This is a genomic window from Cohnella hashimotonis (genome assembly GCF_030014955.1).
Lineage (GTDB): Bacteria > Bacillota > Bacilli > Paenibacillales > Paenibacillaceae > Cohnella > Cohnella hashimotonis.
On sequence record NZ_JAGRPV010000001.1, the window covers coordinates 2,071,218 to 2,084,342 of the forward strand.

10 protein-coding genes are annotated in these 13,125 nt (G+C 60.7%); 8 read left to right on the forward strand and 2 right to left on the reverse strand.

The window, feature by feature from the left end; genetic code table 11:
• Positions 1-41: 41 nt before the first annotated feature.
• The gene (cimA, locus tag KB449_RS08170; RefSeq protein WP_282907902.1) at positions 42-1,655 is read right to left on the reverse strand and encodes a citramalate synthase; all 1,614 of its coding nucleotides are present in this window, start codon (positions 1,653-1,655) and stop codon (positions 42-44) included.
• Positions 1,656-1,844: 189 nt separating this feature from the next.
• On the opposite strand from cimA, the gene KB449_RS08175 reads away from it, so the two are divergent.
• The 5 genes from KB449_RS08175 (at position 1,845) to KB449_RS08195 (ending at position 8,921) form a co-directional block, all read left to right on the forward strand.
• Positions 1,845-3,128 (forward strand): DNA polymerase IV, encoded by a 1,284-nt coding sequence (locus KB449_RS08175; RefSeq protein WP_282907903.1) that lies wholly within the window; start codon positions 1,845-1,847, stop codon positions 3,126-3,128.
• 144 nt (positions 3,129-3,272) lie between these two features.
• On the forward strand, positions 3,273-3,509 hold the full coding sequence (locus KB449_RS08180; RefSeq protein ID WP_090115658.1) for a ferredoxin: 237 nt from the start codon (positions 3,273-3,275) through the stop codon (positions 3,507-3,509).
• A gap of 167 nt (positions 3,510-3,676) precedes the next feature.
• Positions 3,677-5,557, forward strand: a complete 1,881-nt coding sequence (locus tag KB449_RS08185) for a CHASE2 domain-containing protein (RefSeq protein WP_282907904.1) — start codon at positions 3,677-3,679, stop codon at positions 5,555-5,557.
• 91 nt (positions 5,558-5,648) lie between these two features.
• On the forward strand, positions 5,649-7,226 hold the full coding sequence (locus tag KB449_RS08190) for a stalk domain-containing protein (RefSeq protein WP_282907905.1): 1,578 nt from the start codon (positions 5,649-5,651) through the stop codon (positions 7,224-7,226).
• 150 nt (positions 7,227-7,376) lie between these two features.
• The gene (locus tag KB449_RS08195) at positions 7,377-8,921 is read left to right on the forward strand and encodes a L,D-transpeptidase (RefSeq protein ID WP_282907906.1); all 1,545 of its coding nucleotides are present in this window, start codon (positions 7,377-7,379) and stop codon (positions 8,919-8,921) included.
• 9 nt (positions 8,922-8,930) lie between these two features.
• Here KB449_RS08195 and KB449_RS08200 read toward each other — a convergent pair whose 3' ends face one another.
• Entirely contained in the window at positions 8,931-9,074 is a 144-nt protein-coding gene (locus KB449_RS08200) for a hypothetical protein (RefSeq protein ID WP_282907907.1), read from the reverse strand.
• A 185-nt stretch (positions 9,075-9,259) separates the two neighbouring features.
• Between KB449_RS08200 and KB449_RS08205 the strand changes: the two genes are divergently transcribed.
• From KB449_RS08205 to KB449_RS08215, 3 genes are all read left to right on the forward strand, one after another.
• Positions 9,260-10,366 (forward strand): quinone-dependent dihydroorotate dehydrogenase, encoded by a 1,107-nt coding sequence (locus KB449_RS08205; RefSeq protein ID WP_282907908.1) that lies wholly within the window; start codon positions 9,260-9,262, stop codon positions 10,364-10,366.
• 75 nt (positions 10,367-10,441) lie between these two features.
• Entirely contained in the window at positions 10,442-11,245 is an 804-nt protein-coding gene (gene yjbM, locus KB449_RS08210; protein WP_282907909.1) for a GTP diphosphokinase, read from the forward strand.
• Between the two features lie 205 nt (positions 11,246-11,450).
• Positions 11,451-13,082, forward strand: a complete 1,632-nt coding sequence (locus KB449_RS08215) for an RsmB/NOP family class I SAM-dependent RNA methyltransferase (protein WP_282907910.1) — start codon at positions 11,451-11,453, stop codon at positions 13,080-13,082.
• Positions 13,083-13,125: the final 43 nt, after the last annotated feature.

Consider the following 13,125-nt stretch of genomic DNA (forward strand, 5'->3'; position numbering starts at 1 on the left):
GGATGAGGCGTACACGCCGCCTCATCCCTAATCGTGCAATATCAGTGGTTCACGAGGCCCAGCGTCTCTCGCGGCGCTTCGGGGGAGAAGTCGCTCTGCGTCATGCCGAGCAGCGCGTAGCGGATGCTGTCGATGAGCGCTTCCCAGCTAGCTTCGATGACGTTGGAGGAGACGCCGACGGTGCTCCAGCTGTCCTTGAAGTCGGACGATTCGATGAGCACGCGGACCTTCGCGGCGGTCGTTTCTTTTTCGTCCAGCACGCGGACCTTGTAGTCGGACAGATGGATCTCCTTAATGCCCGGGAAGTACTGGGAGAGCGCCTTGCGCAGCGCGTTGTCCAGCGCGTTGACCGGGCCGTTGCCCTCGGCGGCCGTGTATACTTGCTGTCCGCCTACGTTCAGCTTGACAATCGCTTCGGTTTGCGTGCCTGCTTTGGATTTTTCGACGAGAATCTTGAACGATTCGACGGAGAACACATCGACGATATCGGTATAGGCCTCCCGAAGCAGCAGCTCCAGGGACGCGTCGGCACCCTCGAATTGATAGCCTTCGTGCTCGAGCTGCTTGATTTTATCGATTACGCCTTTTGCTTTGGCGCTGTCCGTCGTAACGTCGAGTCCCATCTCCTGGGCTTTGGACAAGATGTTGCTCTGTCCGGCAAGCTCGGAGACGAGTACGCGCTGCTTGTTGCCGACAAGCTCGGGCGCGATATGCTCGTAGGTCTTGGAATCCTTCATAATCGCAGATACGTGGATGCCGCCCTTATGCGCGAATGCTGCCGTGCCGACATAAGGCTGGTTGACCGGAAGCATGACGTTGGCGATCTCGCCGACATAGCGCGCTACGGACGTGAGGGAGCGAAGCTGCTCCTCGGATACGACCGGATATCCCAGCTTGAGCTGAAGGGTCGGGATGATGGAACAAAGGTTGGCGTTGCCGCAGCGCTCGCCGTAGCCGTTGATCGTCCCTTGAATCTGGCGCGCGCCTGCGGCAACGGCAGCCAAGGTGTTGGCCACGGCGAGTTCGCAGTCATTGTGCGTATGGATGCCGATCGGCGCGTTGACTTGAGCCGTCACGCTCGACACGATCTCCGAGATCTCGCTCGGCAGCGTCCCGCCGTTCGTGTCGCACAGCACGATCCAGTCGGCGCCGGCTTCGCGGGCGCGCGTCAGCGCGGCCAATGCGTATTCGGGATTCGCCTTGTAGCCGTCGAAGAAATGCTCCGAATCGAAAACGGCTTCGAGCCCGTGACGCTTCAGGAACGCGATCGATTCGCCGATCATCGCCAGGTTCTCCTCGAGCGTCGTCTGCAGTGCCGTATGGACGTGGAAGTCCCAGGTCTTCCCGACCAGCGTCGCCGCCTTCGCGCCGGATTCGATCAGATTGCGCAGATTGCCGTCCTGCTCGCAGGAGCTGTTCTTGCGGCGCGTGCTGCCGAACGCGGTCAGCTTCGCGCGGAGATTCAGCTCGCGGGCGCGCTTGAAAAATTCGATGTCTTTGCTATTACTGCCAGGGTTGCCGCCTTCAATATAATGAATGCCCAGCGCGTCGAGCTTCAGGGCGATCTTGAGCTTGTCCTCGGCTGTAAGGCTGATGCCTTCCCCCTGGGTGCCGTCGCGAAGCGTCGTATCGAAAATGCTGATGGATTGGGTCATGGATGAGGGTACCTCCCAAGAACGTAAATAGCCAGTCGGCGAATATTCTAATTATTATAACATGCGATGTCCCAATTGTAGAGGGAGGAATGCCGTTGAGACCGGTTGTCGCATGGCCGCGGAGTGACCGCAGAGGCTTCAAGTATTATAATGAAGAAAGCCGAAAAAAGCACGAGGAGAATGAGCGAAATGGATGGCGGGGTTCGCGAGAAGCGCGGCAGGATCATATTGCATATGGACATGAACGCTTTTTATTGCTCCGTCCATGCCGCTGTACAACCCGAACTTTATAAAGGAAAGCCGACTGCCGTCGCCGGCAGCGTGGAGCTGCGCAAAGGGATTGTCGTTACGAGCTCCTACGAAGCGAGGGCTAGAGGCGTCAAGACGGGAATGACGGTCAGACAGGCTGAACGGGTATGTCCCGAGCTGATCCTGATCTCGCCGGACTTCGATCTCTACAGGCATTATTCCCGGGGCTTCCGGCGCATTGCGGGCGCCTACACGCCCCAGATCGAGTCGGTATCGATCGACGAGTGCTTCCTTGACATTACAGGCAGCTCCCAGTTCGGCACCGCGATCGAGATCGCCGAAGCGATCCGCCGCAGGGTAAAGGAGGAGCTTGGGCTGCCGTGCTCCATCGGCATCGGACCGAACAAGCTGCTTGCGAAGATGGGCTCCGATATGCGCAAGCCCGACGCGGTCACCGTCTTGCGGCGGCGGGACGTGCCCAAGCTGTTGTGGGGCAAGCCCTGCCAAACGTTGTATGGAATCGGCGGCAAAACGGCGGAGAAGCTATTAAGGATGAACATCCGTACGATCGGCGAGCTGGCCGCCGCGGACGAGAAGCTGCTGAAGGACAAATTCGGCGTCTATGGCTCCTGGATGAAGCGGGCCGCGCACGGGCAGGACGATTCGACGGTCGAACCAGTGCGCGAAGCGGCCAAGTCCGTCGGTCACACGACGACGCTTCCGGCCGATCTGACCAAGCGGGAGGAGTTCCGACGCGTTCTGCTGAATCTGGCCGACCAGACCGCTCGCCGGCTCAGGCGCGAAGGCATGATGTGCAGGGCCGTGCAAATCACGATCCGCGATCCCGACATGAAGACGATTACGCGTTCTCATACGGTCGACGTGCCGACCGAGAGCGCCGATGACGTTTACAAGGTCGCTTGCAAGCTTATGGATGCGAACTGGCGAGAAGGGGAGCCGGTCCGGCTGCTCGGCATCACGCTTCAGAGCCTGTCTCCAAAGACGGAGACGCCCGTCCAGCTCGATCTTTTCGAATACGAGGAGGCGCCGCGCAAGGCGGAGCTCGTCTCCGTGCTCGACCGGCTGCGGGATAAATTCGGCGAGAGCGCGGTGCTCACTGCAGGCATGCTGACCAACGATCCGTCGGCTTTGATCCGCAACAAAAAGATACGCGGAACGTCGCTGCAGACCGACTTTTTGCGGGAGAAGGAAGACGGCCAATAGCGTTGCTATAAGCCAAGGCTATAGCCCGGTATTCCTTATTTTTATTTGAAAGTCGCGGTCTTTTGTATTATATTTGGATTTAAACAATCGAACGTTTCCGCATATGGCAGGCGGGATTGACTTTTTTAGGAGGCTTATCATAATATGGCTAAATTTACGTATGTCGATAAGGACACTTGTATCGCTTGCGGCGCTTGCGGCGCCACAGCCCCGGATATTTACGATTACGACGACGAGGGTCTTGCGGAGGTCATCTATAAGGGCGACGCCAACCGCGGCACGACAGAGATTCCCGAGGAGTTGTACGACGATCTTCAGGACGCATCGGACGGCTGCCCGACGGATTCCATCCAGATCGCCGACGAGCCCTTTAATATGTAATTGCGCTCGATTCCGTTCGCGGATCGACAACATCAGCCTTCCCGACCGCCGCTTGGCAAGGGAAGGTTTTTTTGCGACCTTTTTTGACAAAATTTGAACAAACTTTTCCCGGATTCAAGTATACTAGCTATGGAATGTCGAACGAACGGAAAAGGGCAGGGGAACCCGTGAGAGAAAAGATTAAAAGATTGGCCATCGCGATGAACGTTTTGCTGTTGATTGCCTTATTTTTCGCGCACAACGAGCGCTGGTTAGGCCGTCTCGACAACATGCTTTACGACTACAATATGAAGCAGGCCGCGGGCAAGCCGCCCAAGGATGTCGTCGTCGTGGCGATCGATAACGATTCGTTGGCCGAGCTGGGCCGGTTTCCATGGGACCGGGCGGTCTATGCGCCCTTTCTTGACATGCTGAATCAGCCGGGCAGCGAACCGAAGGCGATCGGCTTCGATATTACGTTTAACGAAGAGACGAACGCGGACAGCGATCAAGCCTTCGCGGACGCGCTCGCGGCTTACGACAATGTCATTTTGCCCGTCATCGGACAGACGGAGGGCGACGTATTCGGCGAGACCGTAGCCAGGCCGGACGCGTTGCTGAAAGCTTATCGCATCGACGGTCCGCTGCCGCAATTCGCGGAGCATGCCAAGCTGGCGAACATCAACCGGGTCGCCAGTCCCGACGGCGTCATTCGCCAGACCTGGCTGAAGATCCAGGACGCGAACGGCGCGGTCTATCCGTCGCTCGCCTATATGGCTGCGGGGATGGCCGGCGCGGACCTGTCCGCTTACGACAAGATGACGGATCCGGGCAAAATTTTCGAAAAGAACAATGCGGTCGCCAAAAACACGATCACGATCGACTACATGCTGAACACGGAGGACGTCACGACCGTTTCGTTCAGTCGGGTGCTGAACGGAGAGATCGATCCGAGCGTCTTCAAAGATTCGGTCGTGCTGGTCGGCTTCACGGCCGTCGGCCTGTCCGACGATTCGGGGCAGGACAGCGGGACGACGCCGATCGAAAAGAAAATGCAGCTTGTCTATGTGCACGCCAACATCGTGAACCAGCTGCTTAGCGGCACTGCGGTCGATTATGCGCCGGCGTGGACGATCTGGCTGGGCGGACTCGCGCTGTTCCTTCTATTTATATTGCTGCCGTGGCGCCTCAAAAACATCTACTCGATCCTGCTGTACCTCGCGGCGGCGTCAGGCCTGGTCTACGGCCAGATGCTTGCGTACAGCGCCTACAAGATACAGATCGGCGTCTCGGACACCATCCTGGCCGTCACGCTTGCCTACCTGACCAACGTGTCGCTCAAATCGTATCTGGAAAGCGCGCAAAAGCATTTTGTCACGCGCCAATTCGGCCGTTACATATCGCCCGATCTGGTCAAGCAGATCGTCTCTCAGGATATCGACATCAAGCTCGGCGGCGACTCGAAGACGATCACCGTATTGTTCCTGGACATCCGGGGCTTCACGCCGTTGTCCGAGAAGCTCACGCCGCCCGAGTTGGTCGACACGCTGAACACGATGTTCAATATGATCACCGAGACAACGCTCTCCAACCGGGGCACGATCGACAAGTTCATCGGGGACGCGGCCATGATCCTGTTCAATGCGCCGCTCGACGTCGAGGACCATGAACGGCTCGCGGTAAAGACGGCCTACGAGATTCAACAAGGCATGAAGGAGATCAGGCGGGCGATCCGGGAAAAATACGGCTGCGAGGTAAACGTGGGCATCGGCATTCATACCGGCACCGTCGTCGTCGGCAATATCGGCTCCTATCTTCGCGTGGACTATACGGCGATCGGGGACAACGTGAACATCGCGGCGCGGATCGAATCGCAGACGAAGCCCGGCCAGATCATGGTGTCGGACGCCGTATACGCCAAGACGGCCGCCTATTTCAGATTCGACGACGGAGAGGACCGCATGTTCAAAGGCAAATCGCAGCCGATTCGCGTATACGAGCTGCTTGGCGTCGCAGGCGAGTCCGTACCGACAATTGCCGCTTCAAAAGCCGACTTTAACGCGATTTAGTGACTTTTGTCGGATTTTCCCGACTTTAAGCTTATATAGAATAGGAATTAACGGATGCAATAGATCGAGTAGCCTATGAAGGAGAATGAAAATGAAAGCATGGAATCGTAAAACGGCCGGCGCCGCGGCGGCGCTCGTACTTAGCCTGACCGTACCGGGAGCCGCGTTCGCGGCGGATACGGGCTGGCTTCAATCGGGCGGTCTATACGAGGTTCGTACCTGGGCAGGCCAGTCCGAATTGGGAAGCCAAGACGGCCCGCTTGCACGGGCAACGTTATTCAAGCCTCACTCGATCGCAGTTCGCGCGGACGGAAGCCTGGCTGTAACGGATAGCGGGAATCACCTGATCCGCTTGCTCGCTTCGGATGCGCTCGCTACATATGCCGGGCACTTCTCCGGCTCCGACGAAGGCGGCTTGCCGACGGGATCCTATCACGACGACCTGTCCGACCGCGCCCTGTTCGACCAGCCGCTCGGCATTGTTTTCGATGCGGCAGGCAGCGCCTATGTTGCGGACGCAGGCAACAATGCGATTCGCAAGGTCTCGCCTGACGGCAAAGTGACGACACTGGCCGGCAGCGGCTTGGCCGGCTCGGCCGATGGGAAGGGTAGCGCCGCTGCGTTTTACGCGCCGTCCGATGTCGCCGTCGACGCCGCAGGCAATGTATACGTGGCGGATACGCTGAACCATGCGATCCGCAAGATCGCGGCGGACGGCACCGTTACGACGCTGAACGCGCCTTCGACCCGCGTCGGCCAGTATCTGCCTGGCGCGGCAGAGAGCTTCGGAGACTATGCGGACGGCCCTCTGGCAGCGGCCAAGTTCAACGAGCCGAGCGGACTGGCGCTCGACGCCCAAGGCAATCTGTATGTGAGCGACCGCGGCAATCAACGGATCCGCTACATCGACTTCGCCGCGGGCACAGTCAGCACGGTCGCCGGGACGGCGCCGGCACTCGGCGCCGACAGCCCGTATGCCGATGGAGATTATCTGGACGGCGCAGCCGCTGCGGCGCGGTTCGACGCGCCCGAAGGCCTCGCGATTTCGGCGGACGGGACGCTTATTATTGCGGATAGCCTGAACCATGTCATAAGGCTGCTCAAGGGCGGACAGGTGACGACCCTGGCCGGCGAAGCGACGGAGCCGGGAGCGGCCGACGGCGTCCTCTACGCGGCGCAGTTCGATCATCCGACGGATGTCGCCGTCCTGCCGGACGGAAGCCTCGCGATCGCGGACGAGTCGGGCAACAAAATCCGGCGGCTCGAAAAGTACGCAGGAGCGGCAGGACTGAAAAAGGACGGCGCGATCAAGACGCTGCTGAACGGCTCGCAGCTCCGGTCGGACAAGCCTGCCTTCGTATCCGGCGGCGCGACTTATTTGCCGCTGCGGGCTGTCGGCCAGGCGACGGGATTTACGGTGACGTACGATGCCAAGACCAAATCGGGCAAGCTGACCAAGGGCGATGTCGTCTATTCGGTAACGAACGGGCAGAAAAAAGTCGCCAAGAGCAGCGGCGGTTTAAAGTCCGAGCTCACGCTTAACGCCGCGCCGGTGCTCAAGGACGGCAGCTTCTACGTGCCGGTGCGCTTTTTCGCCACGGAGGGCGATCTCGACATTCAATGGGACGCGACCGTACAGGCCGTCATCATCCGCAACAAAACGTTTTAAACGCCGCTTCACATGGGACCGTCCGCAGCGCATGCCGCTGACGTACGGTCCTTTTTAGCCGGCGCGGAGACCGACGCCGCCTCAAGGCTAATGCGATCGCGCCTTCGCACCGACATTAACGATAGCGTCCGCAGCAGGGAGGGAAAAATAATGTCTAACGACGACCGTCTCGAAGAGCAAATCAAACAGTTCTACGAGCTCGGACCGGATGTGCACGATGCGCTCCCGATCAAGGATTATTTGCTTAAGCACGGGAATAACCAAATGGCCTGGTATCTGCTCGGAAAGGAATACCTGTCCCGCGGCCAGGAGGCGAAGGCGAACTACTGCTTTGCGCAAGCCGGCCCCGTGTACGAGGCGTTCGAGTCCAAGAAGAGCCCGCAGTTGAACACGGGAGAAGGCGCCGCGGGGCTTGGTAACGATGCCAAGACGGGCTCCGGCGACAGGCGGCGGGCCGGATGGATCGCGGCCGCAGCTGGAGCGGTCCTGCTCGCGCTAGGCGTGTTTGTCTACGCAGAGCAGGCGTCGGCGCCGGAAAAGTCGGCGTTTGCGGGCGGCGAACAGGCCGCGCCATCCGCGCAAACGGGAGGCCAGCCGTCGCAAGGGGCGGCTTCGCCTACGCCGAATCAAGCAGGCGCAGGGAAAGGCGGCACGGCCGCGCAGGGCGGCGGAGGCGGCGGATCGGCGAAGCCGGCCGGCCTGATGGCGGCGGCAGCCGAGCGCGACGGCGCAGGGCAGGCCATTCTAGGAAATCTGCTCACCGCGCAAGATCAAGCGGGCCCATCGCTCTTGTTCAAGTCGCCGCGGCTGGGTAAGTGGATCGATTGGGTGAAGGCCGGCGCGCCTATCGCACAAGTCGCGGCGCCTGCAGACCGGGCTGCGGCGAGCGTCGATTGGTACGATTCCGGCTGGTGTCCATGCGGCACGGCCCAGGACGCCAAGCCGACGGCTGCGCGAATCGCGGCCTGGAAGCCGTTGCAGGAGAGCAAACTGGTGCTGCGGTCGGCGATGATCGCCTACAAGCAGCGTACGGGCAAGTGGCCGGCTTCGCCCAAGAATCTGGCGGCGGCATACCCCGCCAATACGATGTCGGGCTGGAATGCCGAGCAGACGGCATGGTTCGGCGAGCTGTCGGACGCGCTCGCGGCTAAGACGGCGCCAGCGGGCGCGCAAGCGGGGTGGCCGAACGAGACGGGACCTGCCGCAGGCAACGGTACGCCTGCAGGCGAGCTGGCGTCGCTTGCGGAGCAGCCGATCGAGATCGTCATCGACAAGACGAGACATCGGCTGGCCGTGATTAGCGGCGGCGTGCTGCTGCGCAATTATGAGGTCGGTCTGGGCGCCAAGGATACGCCAACGCCGGAAGGAACGTTCGTCATTACGGAAAAAGTGAGAAATCCGAACGGCAGCGCGACGGGAGCCTTCGGAAGCAGAGGGATGACGCTGTCGGATACGCTGTATGCGATTCACGGCACGGACGAGCCTTCGAGCGTCGGCAAGGACGAATCACACGGCTGCGCGAGGATGAACAAGGAAGACGTCGAGGAGTTGTTCGATCTGGTGCAGATCGGCACAAAGGTGACGATAAGCAAAGGGGGGCTGCCCGTCGAGCTGCGCGCGCCGGAAAAGCGCTTCAAGCTGAAGCCTGCGCAGAACGAGACCAACCCCTCCAAAAAATACGAATGGCTGAATTAACGGCCGCTCCTATGGATTAACGATCAGGAGAACGGCCACCGCGATGACGATGACGCCAAAAACGGTTCCCGCGATGATGATCCCGCGCTTGTTGACCTGCTCCTTGACCTCGGGTTTGCGGTGAATCGGTGCTTGTTTTTTTGGCGCGCTCATGGGAATCAACCTTTCCATTTTACATAATCGGCATATGCTACTATTGTAAACGCTTGATCTTTAAAACGCCAGACGAAACGGTTGCCCGCGAGGGCGATATTCCCTTTTCTTTTGGCGCAGAAAAGGCTAAACTGATACGCGAGGGTTTTATGCGGCTGAACCGTTTGACGCCGCGATTTGAAAGGATGCTGAAACGCTTGTACAAGTGGGTTAAACCCCTGTTTTTCAAAATGGATCCCGAAGACGCCCACCACCTCGTGGTCGACGGCATGGGCGCCGCTTCCCGGATCCCGGGCGTGCCGGCCCTGTTATCCGGCATATGGGGGGTCTCGGAGTCGCCGGAGCTGGCCGTCGATCTGCTCGGCTTCCAGTTCCGCCATCCCGTAGGTCTTGCGGCGGGCTTAGACAAAAACGCGAAGGCCGTCCGCGGCTTCGGCAGCATCGGCCTGTCGTTCCTCGAGGTCGGAACCGTGACGCCCAAGGGGCAGCCGGGCAACGACCGCCCCCGCCTGTTCCGGCTTCCGCCGGACGAGGCGCTCGTCAACCGGATGGGCTTCAACAACGAGGGGGCCGACGCCATGGCGGAGCGGCTCGCGCGGCTTGGCAAGCACAAGGTCCCTTTGGCGGTGAACATCGGCAAAAACAAGGCGACGCCGAACGAAGATGCGGCCTCCGATTACCGGGCTTGTCTGGCCAAGCTGTATCCTTACGGCGATCTGTTCGTCGTCAATATCAGCTCGCCCAACACCCCGGATCTGCGGGCGCTTCAGCACGGCGACGAGCTGCGCGACTTGCTGGCCGCAGTCAAGGACGAGATGGAGACCCAGTCCGCCGCTCACGGCGAGCTGCCCAAGCCGATTCTCGTCAAGCTCGCGCCGGACAACGACGAGGCGCAGCTGTCCTATATGGCGCAGGCGATCTTGGAGAGCGGCATCTCCGGCATTATCGCCACCAATACGACGATCGGCCGGGAGGGTCTTACGCACGCGAACAAGACAGAGACCGGCGGCCTAAGCGGACGACCGCTCACGAAGCGGTCCACGGAAGTGATCCGTTCCCTTTACCGCATGACCGAAGGCCGGCTGCCGATCGTCGGGTCGGGCGGCATTTTCACGGCCCAGGACGCCTATGACAAGATTCGTGCCGGCGCATCATTGGTGGAAGTATACACTTCGCTGATCTACAAAGGCCCCGGCGTCGTCAAGGAGATCGCGACAGGCTTGAAGCGTCTGCTCCGGCAGGACGGATTCACCCGGATCACCCAGGCGGTCGGCGCCGATCACCGGCGTTGAAGGCAGCTGCAGCGGCATCCGCTAGCAAAGGAATACGATAGCGCGGCAATGCGGCAGGAAAGGATGCGTAGACGTATGGACGGAAGAGACTGGAGCAAGTTCCTGTTGCCCTACCAGCAGGCCGTTGAGGAGCTTAAGATCAAGCTGAAGTCGCTGCGCACCGAGCTGAAGGCCCGCGACGAATACGCGCCGATCGAGTTCGTGACCGGCAGGGTCAAGCGGATCTCGAGCATCCTGGAAAAGGCGAAGCGGCTCAGCGTTCCGATCGACCAGATCGAGACGGGCATCGAGGATATCGCCGGCATTCGCATCATGTGCCAGTTCGTAGAGGATATTCACCGGGTCGCGGACATGATCCGCATTCGCAAGGATCTGCGGCTCGTCTACGAGAAGGATTATATTACGAATTATAAAGACAGCGGCTACCGGAGCTACCATATCATCGTCGAATATCCGGTGCAGACCTCGCTGGGCTCGATGCCGGTCCTTGCGGAGATCCAGATCCGCACGCTCGCCATGAATTTCTGGGCGACGATCGAGCATTCGCTGAACTATAAATACCGCGAGCAGCTGCCGGAGCACGTACGGGAGCGCCTGCGCAAGGCGGCGGAAGCCGCGTACGCCCTCGACCGCGAGATGTCGAGCATTCGCCAGGAGATCGTGGACGCCCAGCAGGACTTCGAAGAGAAGTCTGGCATCGTGCGCAAGGTGCTGAACGATATTCAAGGCCTGTATTTTTTCCGCCGCGTCCGCGAGGCCGCGCAGTTTCAGCTGCGGTTCAACGAGCTGTGGGAGCAGGAGGATATGTGGGCGCTGGCGGAGCTGTCGCAGGAGATCCAAGCCGCGCTCGCCCGGGCGGGCAAGAGCAACAGCCAGTAGCGTTCTGGCGTGTTCCGGCCGCATCGCAAGCATGAGAGGCTCTCCCGCGATGTGGCGACGGGCGGGCAGACTGCTGCCGGTCGTCCCATGGCCGAGCAAGGCTTTAAGAGCGTTCGGGCCGGCTGGCGTGCGGTCCGGAGGCTCTCTTTTTATTTCGGAAAATGACGGAAATGCTGCTCCCGCAAGTGGAGAGAAGGAGGCGGCGATGGCGCTGCCGAAGGAATACGTGAATCAGATGCGCGAGCTGCTTGGCGAGGAAGCCGAGGACTTTCTGGCCAGTTATGCCGAGCCCAAGAAAACGGCGATCAGGCTGAACGGTCTGAAGATCGAATCGACCGGCTTCGGTGAGAAGGAAGCGGTGGACAAGCCTTCCGCGGGACAGTCGTTCGTTGCGGGCAGAGATCCGGTGCCATGGGCGGCAGGCGCGTATTATACGGATAAGACCGAGCGCCCCGGCAAGCATCCTTATTACTACGCAGGCCTCTATTATATTCAAGAGCCGAGCGCGATGCTGCCCGCCGAGCTGCTCGATCCGCAGCCAGGACAGCGGGTCCTCGATCTGTGCGCGGCCCCGGGCGGCAAGTCGACGCAGCTGGCTGCCAAGCTTCGCGGCACGGGCTTGCTCGTGACGAACGATCTGGCGACGGAGCGCACGAAAGCGCTGGCTAAAAATATCGAGCGGGCTGGCATCGGCTGCGCAGTCGTCACGAACGAGTCGCCTGCGAAGCTGGCGGCGGCGTTCGGCGCGACGTTCGACCGGGTGCTCGTGGATGCGCCGTGCTCCGGCGAAGGGATGTTCCGCAAGGACGAGGACATGGTCCGGCAATGGGACGCCGATGCGCCGGCCAGATACGCGGCCATGCAAGACGAGATCATGCTGGAGGCGGCCAAAATGGTCGCGCCCGGTGGACGTCTCGCATACTCCACCTGCACGTTTTCTCCCGTGGAGAACGAGGGGACGATCGCCCGCTTCCTGGCCGCGCATCCGGACTTCGAGATCGTGGCGACGGAATCGCCCGCGGCATGGGGCTTTGCGCCTGGAAGGCCCGAGTGGCTGACGCCGGAGGAAGCCGCCGCGCTTGGTCCTGACCGAACGGCGCGCTTAGCCGATACGATTAGATTGTGGCCGCATCGCGTGCGGGGCGAAGGCCATTTTGCCGCGCTGCTCGAACGGGCGGCTCCGTCAGGCATGGCGGTGTCCGGCGCGTCGCCGGAGAGCGAGCCGGCTGGAGCCGCAGCTGCGGAAAGTCGAAAGGCGGGCGGTAAAACAGGCGGCGCATCGTTCAAGGACCCGAAGCCCGGCAAGCGGACGACGGCGGTTCGACGAGGCGCCGAAGCTGCCGGACGGGGACGCTCGAAGGGCTTCGACGATCGGACGGGCGGCGAATCCGATACGATCGCGCGATATGAGGCATTTTTACGGGAAAGCCTGCCTGGCTGGAAACCACCCGGAACGATCCGCATCAAAGGCGATCATGTGTATGCGGTCTCCGAACCGGCAGGAAGCATGCAGGGGCTGCGCCTCGTGCGCGAAGGCTGGCTGCTCGGCTTGTCGACCAGGCACCGGTTCGAGCCCTCGCAAGCGCTCGCCATGGGGCTCAAGCCGCACCAGGCCGCGCTAAGTCTGCAGCTCGCGGGCGAATCAGAGGATGCGATCCGGTATTTGAAGGGAGAAACGCTGCAGCCGGAACCGGCGAAAGTAACCGGGTTGAACGGCGAGCCTGCGGACAAGCGGGGCTGGACGCTGGTCTGTCTGGACGGCTGCCCGCTCGGCTGGGGCCGATGGGACGGAGCGACGCTAAAAAACGAACTGCTGCCGGGCTGGCGGCAGGTGTAGTTCAATCCTTGACGGAAACGTTGCCGGAATCGAAGGAGAAGCC

What these genes read in the sequence shown, in the direction of transcription:
- cimA (WP_282907902.1), bottom strand. Translation starts at nt 1,655, where the DNA reads ATGACCCAATCCATCAGCATTTTCGATACGACGCTTCGCGACGGCACC.
- KB449_RS08175 (WP_282907903.1), top strand. Translation starts at nt 1,845, where the DNA reads ATGGATGGCGGGGTTCGCGAGAAGCGCGGCAGGATCATATTGCATATG.
- KB449_RS08180 (WP_090115658.1), top strand. Translation starts at nt 3,273, where the DNA reads ATGGCTAAATTTACGTATGTCGATAAGGACACTTGTATCGCTTGCGGC.
- KB449_RS08190 (WP_282907905.1), top strand. Translation starts at nt 5,649, where the DNA reads ATGAAAGCATGGAATCGTAAAACGGCCGGCGCCGCGGCGGCGCTCGTA.
- KB449_RS08195 (WP_282907906.1), top strand. Translation starts at nt 7,377, where the DNA reads ATGTCTAACGACGACCGTCTCGAAGAGCAAATCAAACAGTTCTACGAG.
- KB449_RS08200 (WP_282907907.1), bottom strand. Translation starts at nt 9,074, where the DNA reads ATGAGCGCGCCAAAAAAACAAGCACCGATTCACCGCAAACCCGAGGTC.
- KB449_RS08205 (WP_282907908.1), top strand. Translation starts at nt 9,260, where the DNA reads ATGCTGAAACGCTTGTACAAGTGGGTTAAACCCCTGTTTTTCAAAATG.
- yjbM (WP_282907909.1), top strand. Translation starts at nt 10,442, where the DNA reads ATGGACGGAAGAGACTGGAGCAAGTTCCTGTTGCCCTACCAGCAGGCC.
- KB449_RS08215 (WP_282907910.1), top strand. Translation starts at nt 11,451, where the DNA reads ATGGCGCTGCCGAAGGAATACGTGAATCAGATGCGCGAGCTGCTTGGC.